Below are 18,211 nucleotides of genomic sequence, written 5' to 3'. Positions count from 1 at the left end.
GTGCGGCGCGGGCCATGCGTACTTGTTTAATTGATTTTTGAATTTAATTAATCTTTTAAATTTTCAATAATCTTTTCAAATGCCGCATTAAATTCATCCGGTTTTATTTGAGCAACAAAATGACCGACGCCTGAAATTAAAACGACACTTTCATGCAAAACTTTTTCTTTGCCTGTCGGCGCACCATTGATATTATAAAGTTTGCTTGAAAACTTTTTAAGCTCCAACGGCTCTTGTTGTGAATTCCATTTGATGCATTCATATAAAGAACTGATTCCCATCTTATGATCAGCAGCAAGCATATTTTTATAATATAAATTGATCAAATCAGGATTTGCACTTTTCGCAAACATTGACTTTACAGTTTCCTCCAAGGCAACAGGATAATTGTTTTTCAATTTTTCAAGAAAGACCAATTTCATTGCTTCAGGAAAAGATGCAAGCGGAGTATAAAAAGCATCAACGCCAACGATTCCAACAACTTTTTCTCCAAGCAATTTTGCAGTTTCAATAACGATAGGGCCTCCCATGGAGTGACCAATAAGAATTATTTTTTCTCCGCCAACTTTATCCGAAACCGACTTAACATCCTGAGCAAATGCTGACATCGTGAATTTCTGACGGTTGGTTTCAGAATCTCCGTGACCTGCCAAATCTAACCATGCCACCTTATAATGATTGGAAAAATAATCAATCTGAGGTTGCCAAACTTTATGGTCACATAACCAGCCGTGAACGAATAAAAGAGTCGTTTCTCCCTGACCTCTGGTCCCATAAGCAATGCGACTGTCATCAGCAGATTGGGCGGTTAATTTTTTATTCTGAGTTGCTGGGTTGTTTATGGCACAGGCTGAAAACAACAAACATAAAATTGCAGTTATCAGATAAATCGCGATTGTCTTGTTATTCTTGATGCTGGCTATATATTTTTTCATTACAGTTATATCTGTTTTCATTATTAAGGCTCCTTTTTTATTACATAATATTTAGCTCACAAATTTATCTGTGTGCAGCAGCTTGTTAATAGGCCCGAGGAAAGTGGGATAAGTACTTTTCAAAAGGCAGTGATTCCATTTCCCATGTACTTTTTCTTACATTTTGTTTTATTTGTTTTTAGGGTCGATAAATTTGACATATATGGTCAATTTTTTCTTATATGGGTGCTATAACCAAACACTTAGGAGGATATCCCCCTTTATTCTATGTAACCTCTACCGAACCATACCTATGGATCTTTTTTAAATTGTGCAGGGTGCAAAAAAGCAGCCATTGACTGTTTACTTTTATTTTCCACCTCATACTGAACCAGTTAAGTTTCATCGTATGACGGATATGGCCAAAAACAGGTTCCACCGTTCCGAGCCGTTTAGAGTAGGTTTGTCTACCCGAGGGCGAATCTATTTTTAATTTCATCTTTTCTGTTGCAGTTTCAGGTGTTTTCCTGCTGACATGAAAATAAGCCACCTGCCTTTGGAGTGTCTTATCAGGCTTTCGAAGGCATTTAGATCTAAGTTTGCACGGCCCACAAGCTGATTTTGGGCCTTCAAACCGGGTAACGAAATTGCCCTTTTTATCAATGCCGTTGCCAGTTCTGTAAAGTCGCTTTCTTGCAGGGCACATAGAAAATTTAAACTCAGGATCAAAGTAAAAATCTTTCTTTGAAAACAGTTTCGTGTTTTTTTGTTTTCTAAACAATTCTTTGTAACGGCCTGCATTATCGAATCGGGGATCTCGTTTTCGAAAAAGGTTGTCAGCAACATATGCATCTATGTTTTCTTCCGCTAACATATCCATATTCTTATTGGTATGAAATCCGCTGTCTGCTGTTAAACGAGTGTTTTCAAAGACATCATCTCCCAGGTTTTCTTTTGTGTTGTTTATTAATGGCTTTAATAAATCTTGTTCCGGTCCTTTCCCAAAAGCTTCGGCCCCCACGATCACTTGATGTTTGTTGTCCACCATGGCAAGGCCGTTATACCCTTGGATAACACCATTTGAGGTTTTCATTTTGGCAGAGTCATTGTCTGTAATGTTGGACTTAACAGGCTTGCCACTGGCACCTATTTTGTCATCATTATCTTTTGTCCAGTTCCGGATTTTTTTATCTGCTTTTGCAGGGGTGGCGATGTATTGAGTATCTGTATCTATTATGTTGTTCTTTTCTTCAATATGATCTATTTCCCGATGCTTTTGAATGATCCGCTCGATAGCTTTTTCAAGTTTAAGGGCTTTGTTTTTAAAATCCGTTTTAGTTCCACTCCATTCCTTTGAAGCATTTGAAGGCAGCTTGCAGCCATCAACTGCAAACATCTTTCTGCTGGATGTGATCCCCCTTGAGTAGGCAAAAAGAATAATCTTTAAAAGGATCCTTGGGTCATACGCTTTTGCACCGGTTTTATCATTATTATAGCGGTTGTCAAAAATCGTTAAATCAACTTCATTATCAATCAAATGATTGAGGGAGTATTCAAAGGTTCCAGGGAGGATCTGTTTATCAAAAAAGACCGGGAGGAAAACGCCTTGATCGTATGAATAATCTTTGTATTTGGCCATTTTGTTTTTTTACTCTTTGAAGGTCAGTGGTTTGTCTCTCATTTTTAATAAAAATCTAGCACAAAATGATAAGAATCTCCAGTGTTTTCGACCTTTTTCTACAGCCTCAACACCAAAATAACCGGTCACACTCGGTTCATTTTTTTGTTGAAATATTTTGGTTCACAGAGAATTCTCAAACCACCTTTTGGATTATATATCAAGAAGAATGATCCATAAGATCAAATCATAGAATTTTATCAACGAGATTGGTTACAGTTGAATGTTTGAAATGCCTGTTTTATTTTAAAATCACGCAACTTCCAGTCTTAGCCTTTTCCCAAGTGCGTTTGCAAATTTCTCCAATGTTGACAATTTAATATCTTCAGCATGATTCTCAATCCTTGAAATCGCAGATTTTTTTGTGTTTAAACGAGAGGCTAATTCTTCCTGTGTGAGGCCAGACTCCTCTCTTGCCTGTTTCAGCATTACTCCGATTTTAAAATGTTCATATCCAGAATCAAAATCTTTTGCAAATTCAGGGTCCTTTTTTTTTCTTTTTTTTATATACTTTTGGAGATCACTCATAACTTTTTCCTCTTAAAATAGTCCTTCATTCGTTTCTCAGCAATTTTAATTGCCTGTCTGGGAGTTTTCTGAGTCTTCTTCTGGATAGCATGAGTTAAAATAATAATTTCAGAACCATCAAAAAAACAAAGGATTCGAAATATATTTGATCCCAAATTAACCCTGACTTCCCAAAGATTATCTGTGTTAACCATTTTCTTAAAATATTTGGAAGGAACATTAATATGCTCTTCGATCATATTCAAAACCCAGACAACTTTCTTAGCCTGTTTTGCGGTTAAATTATCAAGAAATTCTTCAACCGGGCTTTTTCCAGACTCTGACCTGTAAAAATTAATTTCTTTCATATTGCTTATATGTTAACATGCAGGTTAACTAAGTCAAGGAGAATGTTCGATCAATTCTTTTTGAACCACCTTATCCTGTTTAGACAGCAATTTTAAATTTGAACCAAAATCAATAAGATCTTGATTTTTAACTTATAATCAACTATTCGGACACAGTGTGTTTAAATTAAAGCAATTGATCAATACCTAAGATTGAGATCAAACCATGATATTAAACAAAAAATAATGGGATATCAATGAACTGTAGCTCCAATTTTGACTGGTTTATAGACAAACTTCATAATACATTTGACCGGTTACCCGATTATAGATCTTTTAGTCCTGCGTTAACCTATGAGGTGAAAAATGCCGTATTAGGAGCCTTTTCAATGTTTTTCAGTCAATCCGCATCCTTTTTGTCATATCAGAATTCCATGAAACAAGCGAAGGGCAAAAGCAACGCTGAAAGTTTGTTCAAAATTGAAAAGATACCATCAGATAATCAAATCCGTAATATTTTAGATGGGGTCTCGCCCGATAATTTCTATTCTGTATTTTCAGATTGTTATTCAAAAATTGAAGAGTCCGGTCACTTGGGTGGATACAGGTTCTTTCAGGATTGCCTGTTGGTCGCAATTGATGGTACGGAGTACTTCAGATCTTCCAAAATACATTGTAAAAATTGTACGGTTACACATCATAAGAACGGTAAAGTGTCATATTCTCATAAAGTGCTGACACCTGTTATAACACAGCCTAGCAGCACAACAGTGATACCGCTTGAGCCTGAATTTGTTATTCCCCAAGATGGTTCAAAAAAACAAGATTGTGAACTTAATGCTGCCAAAAGATGGATTGAGAGAAATGCCCATATGGCGGATGAAAAATCTATTATTTTAGGGGATGATCTTTTTTCAAGAGAGCCGTTTTGCAAACAATTGCTTCTTAAAGGGTTCCATTTCATATTAGTTTGTAAGCCGGATTCACACAAGACTCTCTATGAATATTTAGATGGTTTTATCAAAAGCAATGATGTCTCATCTATTTCCAGCAGGCGTTGGAATGGGAAATACCATGAAAAAATAATTCTTCGTTACTTTAATAACTTACCTGTTAAAGATGGAGAAAATGTTCTCCATGTTAATTGGGCAGACATTACCATAACCAACACAAAGACGCAGGAAACCTGTTATTATAATTCATTCATTACAGATTTCATTATAGACGACTCAAACGTTGAACAAATAATTCAAGCGGGAAGAGCGCGTTGGAAAGTTGAAAATGAAAATAATAACGTTCTTAAAACCAAAGGATATCATCTTGAACATAATTATGGTCATGGGAAAAAATTTTTATCTTCTACATTATTAACTCTGAATCTTTTGGCATTTTTAAGCCATATTTTCCTGGAATTTATGGATAAAACATATTTTTCAGTCCGAAAAGCACTTTCCGTAAGAAAAATTTTTTTTCATGATTTTAAAGCATTAACAAAGTACTTGTATTTTGATAACTGGAAGCATTTGATAAACTTTATGGCAGAACAGCTTGAATTGAATATAACTGATATTAAAATGAATTCCGGTTAATCGTCAAATTTAGAATTGCTGATTAACAGGTTATTTTCTTGTTTTTTTTCAATTAACAGGTTATTTTCTTGTTTTTTTTTCAATTAAATGGAGACTATTCGAATGACTCGATTTCTGCGGTATTGGTCAATGGTAAGCGTACTCCTTCTGATTACTCAGTCAACCGGCGCCACTACCATCATGCCGGATGGTCAAGCCGCATCAAGCAGCTATTTTCAAGGAAAAAACGGCGATGATGGAGGTTTCAGGATCTATGAGTTTTATGGCCGAGGTGAAAATGGCGGCAGCGGTGAAGCAGGGGGGGTGATGAGCCAGAGCCTGGACGACAATGACTTCCAAACGCACAATGCCACGGGCTTCCGTGTAGAGAGTGTCGGCGGCAAAGGAGGCGACGGAGGAACAGGAGGGGGACTGGCCTATGCCATCGGCGGTGACGGCGGATTGGGAGGCAACGGCAGCGATATCCAAATTGACAGTTCCGCCGGTTTCCTCACGAATACAGGCATCGGCATCTATGGATCAAGCCACGGCGGCGACGGCGGCGACGGCGGCGACGGGTACGGCGCCTACGGCAAAGGTGGTGACGGCGGATCGGGAGGCAAAGGCGGAACGGTTGCCATCACCCAAAATGGTGACGGGCGAGAAATTGTGACCTCAGGTGAGAAGGCTTACGGCATCTTTGCCCAAAGTCTGGGCGGACATGGCGGCGCGGGCGGTGCGGGCGGCGGCGTATGGGGCACCGGAGGTGCCGGCAGCGACGCCGGCTGCGGCGGGAGCGTGTCCGTAACCACCCATGGCGGTAACATTGTCACCCAGGACACATCTTCCCATGGCATCTACGCACAGAGCACCGGGGGTTTCAGCGGGAGCGGCGGTTTCGGTGCCGGGTTGACAGGGTATGGTGCCGATTCCCACAGCGTCGGCAACGGTGGTGCCGTTACTGTGGAGAACTATGGCCAGAGCACCGAAGGGATTACCACCCACGGGGAAACCTCGGATGCCATTCGAGCCCAGAGTACCGGGGCGGGCGGCGGCAGCGCCGGCACCAGCATCGGGCTGACCGCTCTGGGCGGCTCCGGGGGCAGTGGCGGCAATGGCGGCGATGTCTCCGTCACCAACAACCTTCAGACGCTTGAGGCTGCCGGCTCCTCTTCCCACGGCATTTATGCCCAGAGTACAGGGGGGGGTGGTGGGGGTTCCCATCCTTCAGTTGGTCTGGAGTCCATCGGCGGCAGCGGCAGTGCAGCGGGCAACGGCGGTGGTGTAACCGTAGAGAATGCCGGAGACATCACTTCCACGTCCAACGGCATTTATGCGCAGAGTCTTGGCGGTGGCGGCGGCAAGGGCGGCTTGGCGGTGGGGGGCCTCGTTTCCATCGGCGGCTCCGGAGACAGCGGCGGCAGCGGCGGGTCTGTTACGGTCAACGACACCGGAAATATCGAGACTTCCGAAGATGACGCTGATGGCATCTACGCAGAAAGTCTCGGCGGCGGCGGCGGCAATGGCGGCGGTGCCGTCACCGGCGGCCTGGGTCTGAACGTGGCGATCGGAGGATCGGGCAGCGTTGGCGGGAGCGGCGGCGACGTTACCGTCTCTGTGGAGAATGCGGAAATCGGTACTGCGGGAAAACGTTCCGACGGGATTTTCGCTCAAAGCATGGGCGGCGGCGGTGGTGCCGGGGGGTTTTCCGTGGATGCCAATGTTTATGTGGGGGCCTCTCTCGCTCTGGGCGGTTCCGGCGGTAGTGGCGGCAGCGCATCGACTGTTCAGACCAATCTGGTCAACACCAACATCTTCACGGCAAGCTCCAAATCCCACGGCATCTTTGCCCAGAGTCTCGGTGGCGGCGGCGGTAAGGGTGGCTTTGACATCAGTGCTTCTGCGGGGCTGGCGAATGTCGCCTTCGGGCTGGGCGGCAGCGGCGGCGACGGCGGTAGCGGCGGTGACGTGACGGTTGGGATATCCCGGGGCGAGAGCGAAAATGCCATCGTCACCCTTGGTACGAGTTCCGTGGGTATCTTAGCCAAAAGTGTCGGCGGCGGCGGCGGCGACGGTGGTTTTTCCGTGGCCGGCAGCGGGGGTATGGGCGCGATCAGCGTTAGTTTGGGCGGCACGGGTGGCGGCGGCGGCAAGGGCTCCAGTGTGACGCTGACCAATGACAACGGGGTGAATACGTTTGGTGATCACTCCACTGCCATCGAGGTGGAAAGCACGGGCGGCGGCGGCGGTCGGGGTGGCTTCAGTGTCGCCGGAGATTTTGCCTACAGTCAGGCGGGTGCCGGCGGGGGAATCGCCGTCGGCATAGGCGGCAGCGGCGGTGACGGCGGCGACGGCGGTACGGTCAACCTGACCAATTCGGGAGCAGTGAGTACGTGGGGCACCAGCGCCCCGGGCGTATTGGCGGCGAGTGAGGGCGGTGGCGGCGGTAACGGCGGTTTCAGTGTCGCCGGGACAGTGAACATCGGCATCGATGCGGCTGTAAACGTCGGCGTGGGGGTGAGCGTTGGCGGCTCAGGCGGCGGCGGAGGCAACGGCGACGACGTCACCCTCAACAACACGGGCGCGGTGGGCACGATCGGTGATCATTCCACCGGCATTGAGGCAAAGAGCACGGGCGGCGGCGGTGGCCGGGGCGGCTTCAGCGTTGCCGGTGATCTGTCTTGTACGGCCAGCAGCAATAGTGGCGCGGCGATCACGGCGGCGGTAAGCGTCGGCGGTTCCGGCGGCGACGGCGGCGACGGCGGCACGGTCAACCTGACCACTTCGACCGGGGGGATTGGCACAAACGGCGCTCACTCTACAGGTATCATGGCACACAGTGAAGGCGGGGGTGGAGGTCACGGCGGCTTTTCAGTGAGCGGTGCCCTGGCGCTGGGAGCAGGTACATCGAGCGGCGTGGCTTCGGTGAGCGTGGGCGGTAGCGGCGGCGGCGGCGGCAATGGTGGCGCCGTCACACTTACCACCGACAATACGGTCGCCACCAGCGGAAGCGATGCCTATGGCATCCTGGCCGATAGCGTGGGCGGCGGCGGCGGCAAGGGCGGCTTCTCTGTGGCCGGCGGTGCCAATATGACGTACGCCGAAAAAGCAACCCTGACTGTAGGTGGCAGCGACGGCGGCTCGGGTGGTGGAGGCGGCGACGGCGGATCTGTATCCTTTACCAATGATGGCACGGTAACTACCACGGGAGACAATGCAGTGGGAATAGCGGCATCGAGCGTCGGCGGCGGCGGCGGCAATGGGGGATTCTCGGTGGACGGCAACCTGGTTTTCAATACCTTGAACTATGGTATCGTTTCAGGCTCAGCAGGCGTCAGTGTGGGGGGCAGCGGCGGCGACGGGGGCAATGGCGGGAATGTCACTTTTACCAACCAGGGGGACGTTACTACTTCGGGATTAAACGCGGTCGGCATTCTGGCTCAGAGCACCAGCGACGGCGGCGGTAACGCCGGCTTCTCCGTGTCCGGCGGTCTTTCCGCGGTTCTAAGCGGTGCATACACGAAACCCCCGAATGCCTATGTGAGCGTGGGCGGGAGCGGCGGCAACGGCGGCGATGCCGGGACCGTGACGCTCGATAATTCGGGAACCGTCACCACTGCGGGGGATTCCGCCCAGGGCATCCTGGCCCAGAGCACGGGCGGCGGTGGGGGGAACGCGGCCTTCAGTATTGCCGGGAGTGGAAATTTTGGCGGTTTCGGCGCCATCAGTGTCGTTGTCGGCGGCAGCGGCGGTGCGGGCGCCACGGCCGCAGGCGTTCAGGTGACGAATTCCGGCTCCATTATCACACGAGGGAATTCCTCCGCCGGAATACAGGCGGAAAGCGTGGGCGGGGGCGGGGGCAGTGGCGGCTTCAGCGGCGCCCTGTCCATCGGGAAGAAAGCGGCGCTGGGCGCCTCGATAGGTGGATTTGGGGGAGAGGGCAATACCGCCTCCTTCGTAACGGTCGATAACAGCGGCGTTATCGTAACTCAGGGAGACGAATCCGAGGGTATCCTGGCACAGAGCAACGGAGGCGGAGGCGGCAAGGGCGGGATTGGCGCATCCCTCACCATTGCAACGGAGAGCGCGAAGCTGGGCAAAATCCCCCTCTCCAATCTCAGTCTGTCCATCGGGGGCAACGGCGAGAAAGGCGGCGACAGCGTAAACGATCCCACCACGCAACTGGCGGTTCGGGTGAACTCCACCGGCTCCTCGATTACCACCTCGGGTTACCAGTCCGACGGCATCCTGGCCCAGAGCCTGGGCGGCGGCGGCGGCAAGGGTGGTTTCAGCTTGAGCCTGGCAGGCGGGACCGATGATTACTCCTTTGCGGATGTCCCCAAATTAAACCTGGGTTGCAAGGGGGGAGGCGGCGGCAAGGGCGGCGCCGTGCGGGTTGACAATACCAGCAGCATCTCGACGGATGGTGAATCCGCAGCGGGCATTCTCGCACAGAGTGTGGGCGGTGGCGGCGGCAAGGGCGGAACCCGCATCAACGGCGATTTTTCGATAAACGGAGAGGGCATGGGTTTTGGTCTGGGAGCCTCGGGACAAAACGGCGCCGGCGGCGGCGATGCCGATGCTGTGACCGTGGATGACCACCTGGCCGCGGGAGCGGCCGACAAGTTCATCAATACTACCGGTTTGAATGCCGACGGCATCTTCGCGCAGAGCTTGGGATGTGGCGGCGGCACAGGGGGATGGAGCATGTCGGCCGGCAATAAGGACAGATCCTCCTTTCTGCCTGCAATGGGACTGGCTTTTGGCGGCAACGGGGGTGCGGGCGGCGCGGCCGGACAGGTGGAAGTGTCCACGGCAAGCCACATCGTAACGGAAGGGGACAACGCCCACGGTATTTTCGCCCAAAGTACCGGCGGCGGCGGCGGTAACGGCGGGGTCGCCATCGGGGTCAACCTCTCTTCCATAAACAGCAAATTAGGCGTGGGAGGATTATCCGTGGCAATGGGTGGCAGCGGCGGCAGCGGCGGCCCGGGCGACGCTGTTACCGTCACCAACAGCGGTTCGGGAATCGGAACCCAGGGTAACTCATCGACGGGAATTCTGGCCCAAAGCGTCGGCGGCGGGGGCGGCAACGGCGGAGGTTCCCTCGCCATCGGGGTGGGGGCTGGGGCGGCCGGACCCTCCCTGAGTCTGGCCATGGGCGGCAGCGGCGGCAACGGCAGCACCGCCGGGTCGGTGACCGTTACCAGTTCGAGTTCCGTCACCACGGGTCTGACGACCTCCAGCGCGTTCACTTCGGGCAACGACGCCGACGGCATTACGGCCCAAAGCGTTGGGGGGGGCGGCGGCAACGGGGGGTTCAGCATCAACGCCATGGTCAATATGGGCAATGCGCCGCTGGGCGCCACCCTTGCTATCGGCGGTTCCGGGGGGAGCGGCAGTACCGCAGGGGCGGTAGCGGTTACCAGCACTGGCGCAAATATCAGAACCCTGGGTGATCGTTCCCGCGGCATTTTTGCACAGAGTGTCGGCGGGGGCGGTGGCAACGGCGGCTTCAGTCTTGGAGCCGGAATCAGCACAGTGTCGCAGGTGTCCTTGAACTGCGGCGGGGACGGCGGCGACGGCGCCGATGCCGGGGCCGTCTCGATAACCAACAACAGTACCATCAGCACCGGCTTTGGGGATCTTAACGGCTTCGGTCGCGACTCCGCCGGCATTCAGGCGCAAAGCATCGGCAACGGCGGGGGCAACGGCGGTTTCAGTATCTCGGGCGCAATCAGCATGCTGAACGCAAGCGGTGAAGGGTCGGCCATGGCCTGCGGCGGCAGCGGCGGGGGCAGTGGGAGCGGCAGTGATGTGACGGTCAACAACAATGGGGCTGACATCACCACCATGGGAGACCGTTCGGCCGGCATCGAAGCGCAAAGTATTGGCGGGGGCGGTGGGCATGGTGGTTTCAGCTTCAGCTCCCTGGAGATCTCCGATGAGTTGACGCTGACCTCGGGCGGCAGTGACGGTGCCAGCGGCGACGGAGGAAATGTAAATGTGACAAGCGCTTCCCGTATTTATACTAAAGGGGATGACGCGACCGGAATCCTGGCCCAAAGTATCGGGGCGGGGGGAGGCGTCACCGGGGTTAACATAAATGGAGACATGAGCGGTGGATCCTCAACAAGTGTCTTATTGGGTGCTGCCGGGACTGGAAGCGGCAAGGGCTATAGCGCTTCCGTGGTGAACAACGGCTTGATCAACACCAAGGGGAATCGTGCTTCCGGCATTATCGCCCAGAGTATCGGCGGCGGCGGCGGGATCGGCTGGGTCGGCGTCACCGGGAGCGTACAGTCGACCGATGCCGCCCTCACCCTTGGCGGTCGGGGCAGCAGCGGCGACGGCGATTCCGTCAGCGTCATGAACAACGGTGTCATATCGGTTGCAGGTATCGGCTCCTGCGGCGTATTGGCCCAGAGTATCGGCGGCGGCGGCGGCCTGGGGAGCAATGATGCGCTCGCATCCACGAGCGGCATAACCATCGGCGGGTCCACCTCGCCATTGGGCGACGGCCTGCCAGTAGCGAACCCATGGTATCATGGAGTGACGCCCCTGTGGAGGCCCACCTCGGCATCGGGCGACGGCCTGCCAGTAGCGGTCACCAATCAAAAACCGATCACGACGAGCGGTGACGGCGGTTACGGCATCATCGCCCAGAGCATCGGCGGCGGTGGTGGTTTTGCCTCCGCATCCGATGCATTCGCCGTCAGCGGACTCCAGACGACCATGCCGGAAGGCGACGGCAGCAATACAGGGAATGGAGACACGGTAACCATTGACAATTCCGGCCAGGTCTCCACCAGCGGCAGCGGGGCCTGTGGCATCTTCGCCCAGAGCATCGGTGGCGGCGGTGGTCTGAATGCCGCTTCCGGCGCTGCCGGCAGCGCCGGAGGCGCGGGATCTGGCGAAGCCCTCCACCTCACCAATTCCGGCACCGTTACCACCACCGGCGCCTATGCCCACGGCATTTTCGCTCAGAGCGCCGGCGGCACCGGCCACGGCTTCACGGTGGGTGTAACAAACAGCGGCACCATAACGGTTTCAGGGACCGGAGCACATGCGATCTATGCCGAAAGCAGCGGCCAATCCGGAGAAAGTTTCATATTAATCAGTAATATGCCCGGCGGCACACTGGTGGGCGCGCCCGACGGCACGGCGCCCATTCGCCTGAGCGGAGGAATTCAGAACCAGATTCTGAATTCCGGAACCATCACCTCCTACGGGGCACTGATCGAGGGAGACGAAAGCACTTTCATCAACTCCGAAATGGGCACGTTAAACGGGAGAAGTTTTCCCGGCAACTTAACAAACCACGGCACGATCAATCCCGGCAATTCTCCCGGCGACCTCTCCGTAACCGGCAGTTACAAGCAATCCCACCTGGGTATTCTGGTCACGGAACTCTTCTCTCCCGACGTCTATGACCGAATTGTCGTCGACGGCACCCCCGGCACCGCCGTTCTGGATGGCGCTCTGGCCCCCGTCGCCTATGACGGCTTCAAACCCCGCTGCAATCATGTATTCTCCGGGATCGTCACCGCCGACGGTGGCATTTCCGGGACTTTCAGTCGGATTGTCGATCAGCAATTCACCCCCACCCTGTCCTGGGAGACCCGGTATCTTCCCAACAGCGTCGACCTTTTTGTGAAGCGCTCCTATACAAATCCCGAACTGGGGTTAAACGACAATCAGCAGGCAATCGCAGCTGTGCTTGATGAGTGGTCCTGGGTTGCCAACGGCGATCTGGACAGCGTCCTGAACGCGATTGACTATCTTCCCGACAGCGGAAGCGTCAGGAACGCCTTCAAGCAGATATCGCCGGAAAAAGCAGAGGCGCCCGCCACGCTCGCCCTTGCCGGAGCCGCCTTCCAGATGCTCCGCCAGGCCCGCGAGATCAAGGAGTTGCGTTTCGGCGGCCCGCAGACCGCAGCGCCGGGCAGCACGCGGTCGTCCCTTGCCGTGATCGCCCGTCAGTCCGAAGGTCTGACTCAGGCTTTTGATGCATCGCGTCTTGCCGGACTGGCCGGAGAGAAATCACCGCAGGACCCCGGCAATCAAAGTGGCTTTTACATCTATCCGTTCCTGACCCTGGGGTCACGGGATTCAACGGTGAACCGGACAGGGTTTGACTATTCCACCGTCGGCTTCAACACGGGCGTCTACCGCTGGCTGCAGGACGACCTGCTCCTGGGCGTGTCGGCCGAATACGGTCATACCGGATCGCGTTTCACGGAAAACGGCGGCGACATTGAGGCCGACGTTTTTCCCCTGTCGGTCTATGCGGCCTATATGCCGGAATCGTTTTACGCATACGGCTCACTGGGTTACGCCTTGAACTTTTTCAGCATGGAAAGAAAAATGCGTTTCGGCGACCTGTACCGCACGGCAAACAGCACAACCTCCGGGCACCAGATCAACACCTACGGGGAGGTGGGCTATGATTTCAAATTCAGGTCCGCGGTATTCACCCCGATGGTCTCCCTGGCTTACTCCCACCTGTGGATGAACGGCTTCAGCGAAAGCGGCGCCGGGGAGCTGGACCTGAATGTGGACTCGCAGGAGGTCGACTCCCTGCAATCGAGCGTGGGCTTAAAAATTGCTGCAGTGCTCAACCACGGCCCGGTCAACATCATCCCCCAACTCTACGCTGCCTACAAGCACGAATTTGCCGATGGTAGTCGACCCCTCGCTGCCGATCTCGGCCAAACCGGAGCAGCCTTGCATATTCGAACCGACGCGTCCGACGATGATTTCGCCGTGGTGGGTACGGGCATAGACATCATCAGCGATAAGCATTATCGGGTGGCGCTCGACTTCAACGCCGAGGTGGGCCGATCCGATTCCAACGCCCAATCGTTCTTTGCCGGGGTGCAGTGGGAGTTTTAATCGAGACCATATTTTACGCCGCGGAACTCACCCAAGCGGCCTTAGAAAAAGGATAGTAAGACGCTTTTTGATCTTGACAAAAAGCGTCTTACTATCCTGCGGCCAATTTTCAACACCCTCCTCATCCCTTAAAGCAAGCCCCATTAAATTCCGGGGACATCTTATTTATTTGCAGAAATTAAAGCATTTGTTTAAATTTATACCATTGCACGGATGAGTGCAGTGGCTCCGACTTTCCCTCATCACATTACACAGTGTCCTTTCGGTGAGCCTGCGTGAAATTTATTTACGGGTATGTTACCAATGGTTCTAAATACAGCATGACCTTCAGCATGAATTTGTCCAGAAGCTGTGAACCATGAACCCCAAATTGATTAGAAACCAGGTGAATTCAGGCCGACTGTGCCGCAAGAGTTGCAGCTGTCTCATAGTTCCAGGGCATCCATTGGGAGGGATTTTTAAACACCCGGGCAGAATATTTTTGAAGGGCCACCAGATAATTAAAGGGATTGACCTTCATTAAACTGCAGGTATGAATAAGGCTCATGAACATATCTCCGATGTAAGCTCCGTGCTGAGTTTTGTAAAACAGAGCATTTTTTCGGTTAAGAATACTGCGTTTCAAGGCCTGTTCGCAGATATTATTATCAAGCGGTGCGCCGGGAACCCTTAGAAATTGGGTGAGTTCTGTCCAGTGTTTTCGCATATAGGCAATGGCATTGCCTATACCGGAATTGGGTTCAACCAGCTTTTCATTAATCTGCTTGTCCAGCCAAGTTCGTAACGCTTTCATTTTGGGACCGCTGTGAGTCTGGTGATATGTCAGCCGCTCTTCCGGGCTCATCCGTTCGGTTTTTGCAATGGCATCAGTTTCATAGACCTTGGCCAGGATTTCAATGACATGACGGCATTCATCCGGAAAGGCTGTCACCACATCGACAAAATTTCGGCGGGCATGGACCATGCAATGGATGAGAATAATTTTAAACTCGGAAGACATGTTCCTGGAGAGGGTATCGCACATCTGAAGCGGTGGAGGCTTTTCTTTATTCCTCAGGTCATAAAGGGATGCAATATTTTCACCGGCATGGCAGCGGCCCGTGAAAAAAAGGGCGATCCGTTTATCATCATCTAAAACTGAGATGATGCCGGAGGTAAAAATTCCAGTACGTTCCTTTTTATCCAAAAACTGGTTTTCCTTGATCAAATCCAGGATTTTCATGGTGGTGTCATCATTGTGGAAGACGTTGCCCTGGGCCGCTTGCCGCATGAGTTCATCAAATGCAGGATAGATGTGGTCTGCTGATGATTCTGCATTTTCCCACAGGATGGATGCCGGAACAGGAATACCCAGGCTTTTCTGAAGACCTGCCAGGCGGTACCAGGGAAAACCGCAGCTGTACTTTAAAAGGGCGATCATGGCTTTGGCAGTTTCATCATACTGTTTTCCGGTGGTGTTATCCGGAGCTGCTGCTGTAAAGACTTCTCCACACAGGTTACAGCGCAGTTTCTCCAGTTCATACACGGTTGCATTCAAGGGTGCCTGACCGTTTATCCTGATCGCAACACCGGGATCTTTGATTTTGTAAAGTTTACCATTTGGACATAAGGGACATGGATCTTTGTGCTTGAGCTTATCATGGGATATGGAGACCCTGTCGGCTCCTGTGTAGTCACAAGCCGGTATTCGGCCATGTCCCGCTTTTTTCTGATTTGAACCGGGTTTTGGTGCAGTACCCTTTTTAGATTTATCATTATTGTTGGCGGTGGTGTTATTGTTATTCGTAGTGGTGGTGTTTTTCAACACCTTATCCTTTTTTTCAGTCTTTGCACCAAACAGCATGGTCAACAGCCGTTTTATAGAGGTTGCTTTTTTATTAAGAGCCTGGCTTAAAATCGTGACAGCATCAGCCATGGATTTAATGATATCATAATCTCCGTTGGTGAGATTATTAGCCTTTACCCTTTCCAAAAGGGCATCAACCTCCTCCTGAGTTAACTGGATCTTTTTCATGACCAAGTCATTCCGTTGATGGGTGTGGTAAACCCAATATCTTTTTTATTACATTTTTGCCACAGTATGTAAGTATGCTGTCGTTTTCCATGACAACTGCATATAGCACACTTTCAATTGAAGCGTATGCAAAAAAATCCAGATTGAATAAAAAAATTATGCTGGAATTTTTCTCCACATGGGAGCTGTCTGGGTATTAAAAGGTGTCAATGCCTTTTCTGAAATCTACCGGTTCCACGGCTAAAAATATCCTCATATGAGGGGTGACCTGAATCATGCCGGTTTCCTCCAGAAGGATTTGCCCAGTTCAATCAAATTCGGATCAGGCTTTCCCCGAAAGCACATACTCATCTTTGATCCGGAAATATTTTCCATCTCTATGACACATTCTGAATCAGATACCGGCGGTTCCAGCTCAATAAAGGCAGGTGTCTTTTCTTGTGGGACGGCAAGGTTTTTGTTTACATGTTTTTTAAAATCTGTGTGGTTCAATCTTAATGTTTTGGAAATTTTATGCAGGCTGTACCCTCCGGTATTAAACAGACCTATGGCTGACTGCCATAAAAATTCCGGGATACGTCCTCTGCCAATTTTTGTCCTGCGCCATTCACTGAACTGTTGTCTGACTTCTTCCAGTGCAGAATCTGTGGTTGATGATGTCGCTGGTTTCATCGGTTCCTCCTCGTATAATAAAGTTTAGAACCGAAATTTATCATCCTGTTAAAATTAATTCACGCAGGCCAACCGAAAGGACACACTGCACTTGTCACAGCAGACAATTATCAAAAATTCCTGCACCCATAAAAAAAAGCACAGACAGATTAATGGAGACAAAGGCAAACGGCAGATTCCATTTGCCGGATTTAATTACCATTATTGAAACAAGAAAAGGAATCATAACGGCATTCAACCCGGAAAGATTTGATAACAAAGGATTTTTTATGGAGCCGTTCAGCAAAAACAGCAGGATTGCAAGGCTGTAGAGGCTTGTCCAGATCAGGATTTGCAGCTTTATTTCGTTTGGAGAAAAGATTTTTGTAAAACAGGGGAACCGGTTGTAACCGGCCATTCCGGATGGGGACGGTTTGGTTTTTAACAGAATGATGAAAAAATGAGGTATCTGCCATAGTCCCATAACCACCATGATCATCAGGATATGGGGATCAGACAAAGGCTTTCCTGCGGCAGCCCATCCGATCAGCAGCGGAAGCATGCCGCACAGGGTTCCGGGAACAATAGCCAGCAAAGATTGTTTTTTTAAAGGGGTATAAAGGCCATTGTAAGCGATCAATGCCATGCCCCCCCAGAAAAAACAAAAAAGTCCTGTAAACAGCAAAAGCCCAAAAAGCCCGCACCAGATCATCACTATGGCAATAACTGCTGCATGAAAAACGGGTACTTTTTTTTGGGGCAGGCTTCTGTGGCGTGTTCTGAAAAAAAATCCATCATACACCCTGTCCTGGATATTGTTCAAAACAGCAGATCCACAGGCCAGTACCAGCACTAAAATGCCTACCAAAAGCGACTCAAAAGAAAAACTTTGACAGGCCATAACATGGCCGAACACGGCGGAAAGACCGATATAGAGACACAGATGCAGTTTAAACAATTCCAGGTAATGCGTTATCGCTTGAACTGAACCTGAACCCCCTGCCTGCACCACCAGGTCGGTTTTGTTACCACTCATCTTCCTGGTTGACCCATTTTTCATATTCTTCTTGAGAAACCACACGGACCACCCCTGTCATGTCGGAATGGCCCGTGCCGCAAAACTCGGTACACTGGAAAAAGTATTCCCCTGTCTTTTCCGGCAGAAACCAGGCATAGGTATAAAGACCTTTCACCGCATCCACCTTGACCCTGAAGGCGGGAATAAAAATGCTGTGGATCACATCAGCCGAGGTAATGTTTAATTTCACGGGCGTGTTCACCGGCACCACGATTTCGCTTTCCGTCTCTTTGTCGTTGGGATAATAAAACAGCCATGAAAATGACTGGCCGATCACTTCTATTTCAAGGGCGCCTTCGGGAACATTTCTCAAGCCGGTATAGGATCTCCACCCGGACACAAACATGGACAGTGCGATAATGGTAGGCAGGACAATCCAGACCGTTTCCAAGAGCAGATTTCCACGAATATCCGACGGGCTTGGATGTTTGCTGCGCCGATACCGGATCACAAACCAGATCATCACAAGGGTGATGGCAAACAAAAAAACAAACGAAAAACCGATAATAAAATAAAAAGACCGGTCCACCAAAGCAACCGGATTTACAATATCATTCAT

The 18,211-nt window shown here is 50.9% G+C and carries 10 protein-coding genes; 2 read left to right on the top strand and 8 right to left on the bottom strand.

What is annotated here, in order from left to right; translation table 11 throughout:
- Window positions 1–47 precede the first annotated feature (47 nt).
- The 4 genes from TOL2_RS23565 to TOL2_RS08265 all read right to left on the bottom strand — a co-directional run bounded on the left by TOL2_RS23565 (window position 48) and on the right by TOL2_RS08265 (window position 3,467).
- Window positions 48–956 (bottom strand): alpha/beta hydrolase, encoded by a 909-nt coding sequence (locus TOL2_RS23565; protein WP_014957045.1) that lies wholly within the window; start codon window positions 954–956, stop codon window positions 48–50.
- 244 nt (window positions 957–1,200) lie between these two features.
- A complete protein-coding gene (locus TOL2_RS08275) occupies window positions 1,201–2,553 on the bottom strand; it encodes a transposase (protein WP_014957044.1) in 1,353 nt (450 codons plus the stop codon).
- A 291-nt stretch (window positions 2,554–2,844) separates the two neighbouring features.
- Entirely contained in the window at window positions 2,845–3,120 is a 276-nt protein-coding gene (locus TOL2_RS08270; RefSeq protein WP_014957043.1) for a helix-turn-helix domain-containing protein, read from the bottom strand.
- Window positions 3,117–3,467: a type II toxin-antitoxin system RelE/ParE family toxin gene (locus TOL2_RS08265; RefSeq protein WP_014957042.1), complete on the bottom strand. Its 351-nt coding sequence runs from the start codon at window positions 3,465–3,467 to the stop codon at window positions 3,117–3,119. The genes TOL2_RS08270 and TOL2_RS08265 overlap by 4 nt, the downstream gene beginning before the upstream one ends.
- 449 nt (window positions 3,468–3,916) lie before the next feature.
- On the opposite strand from TOL2_RS08265, the gene TOL2_RS08260 reads away from it, so the two are divergent.
- Both TOL2_RS08260 and TOL2_RS23560 read left to right on the top strand, forming a co-directional pair.
- Window positions 3,917–5,035, top strand: coding sequence for an ISNCY family transposase (locus TOL2_RS08260; RefSeq protein ID WP_232508106.1), 1,119 nt, complete (start codon window positions 3,917–3,919; stop codon window positions 5,033–5,035).
- Between the two features lie 102 nt (window positions 5,036–5,137).
- The gene (locus tag TOL2_RS23560; RefSeq protein WP_051012328.1) at window positions 5,138–13,909 is read left to right on the top strand and encodes an autotransporter outer membrane beta-barrel domain-containing protein; all 8,772 of its coding nucleotides are present in this window, start codon (window positions 5,138–5,140) and stop codon (window positions 13,907–13,909) included.
- A 391-nt stretch (window positions 13,910–14,300) separates the two neighbouring features.
- Here the strand turns inward: TOL2_RS23560 and tnpC are convergent, their stop codons facing one another.
- The 4 genes from tnpC to coxB form a co-directional block, all read right to left on the bottom strand.
- Window positions 14,301–15,923: an IS66 family transposase gene (tnpC, locus tag TOL2_RS08245; protein ID WP_014957039.1), complete on the bottom strand. Its 1,623-nt coding sequence runs from the start codon at window positions 15,921–15,923 to the stop codon at window positions 14,301–14,303.
- Window positions 15,924–16,196: 273 nt separating this feature from the next.
- Window positions 16,197–16,595 carry a hypothetical protein gene (locus TOL2_RS08240; protein WP_014957038.1) on the bottom strand — a complete coding sequence of 133 codons (399 nt, stop codon included), beginning with the start codon at window positions 16,593–16,595 and terminating at the stop codon, window positions 16,197–16,199.
- Window positions 16,596–16,689: 94 nt separating this feature from the next.
- Entirely contained in the window at window positions 16,690–17,610 is a 921-nt protein-coding gene (locus TOL2_RS08235; protein WP_014957037.1) for a UbiA family prenyltransferase, read from the bottom strand.
- Window positions 17,600–18,211, bottom strand: coding sequence for a cytochrome c oxidase subunit II (coxB, locus tag TOL2_RS08230; RefSeq protein ID WP_014957036.1), 612 nt, complete (start codon window positions 18,209–18,211; stop codon window positions 17,600–17,602). The genes TOL2_RS08235 and coxB overlap by 11 nt, the downstream gene beginning before the upstream one ends.

It is taken from the genome of Desulfobacula toluolica Tol2 (assembly GCF_000307105.1).
GTDB classification, from domain to species: Bacteria; Desulfobacterota; Desulfobacteria; order Desulfobacterales; family Desulfobacteraceae; genus Desulfobacula; species Desulfobacula toluolica.
The sequence above is the reverse complement of the archived record's forward strand: the minus strand, read 5'-3'. Positions and strand labels throughout refer to the sequence as shown.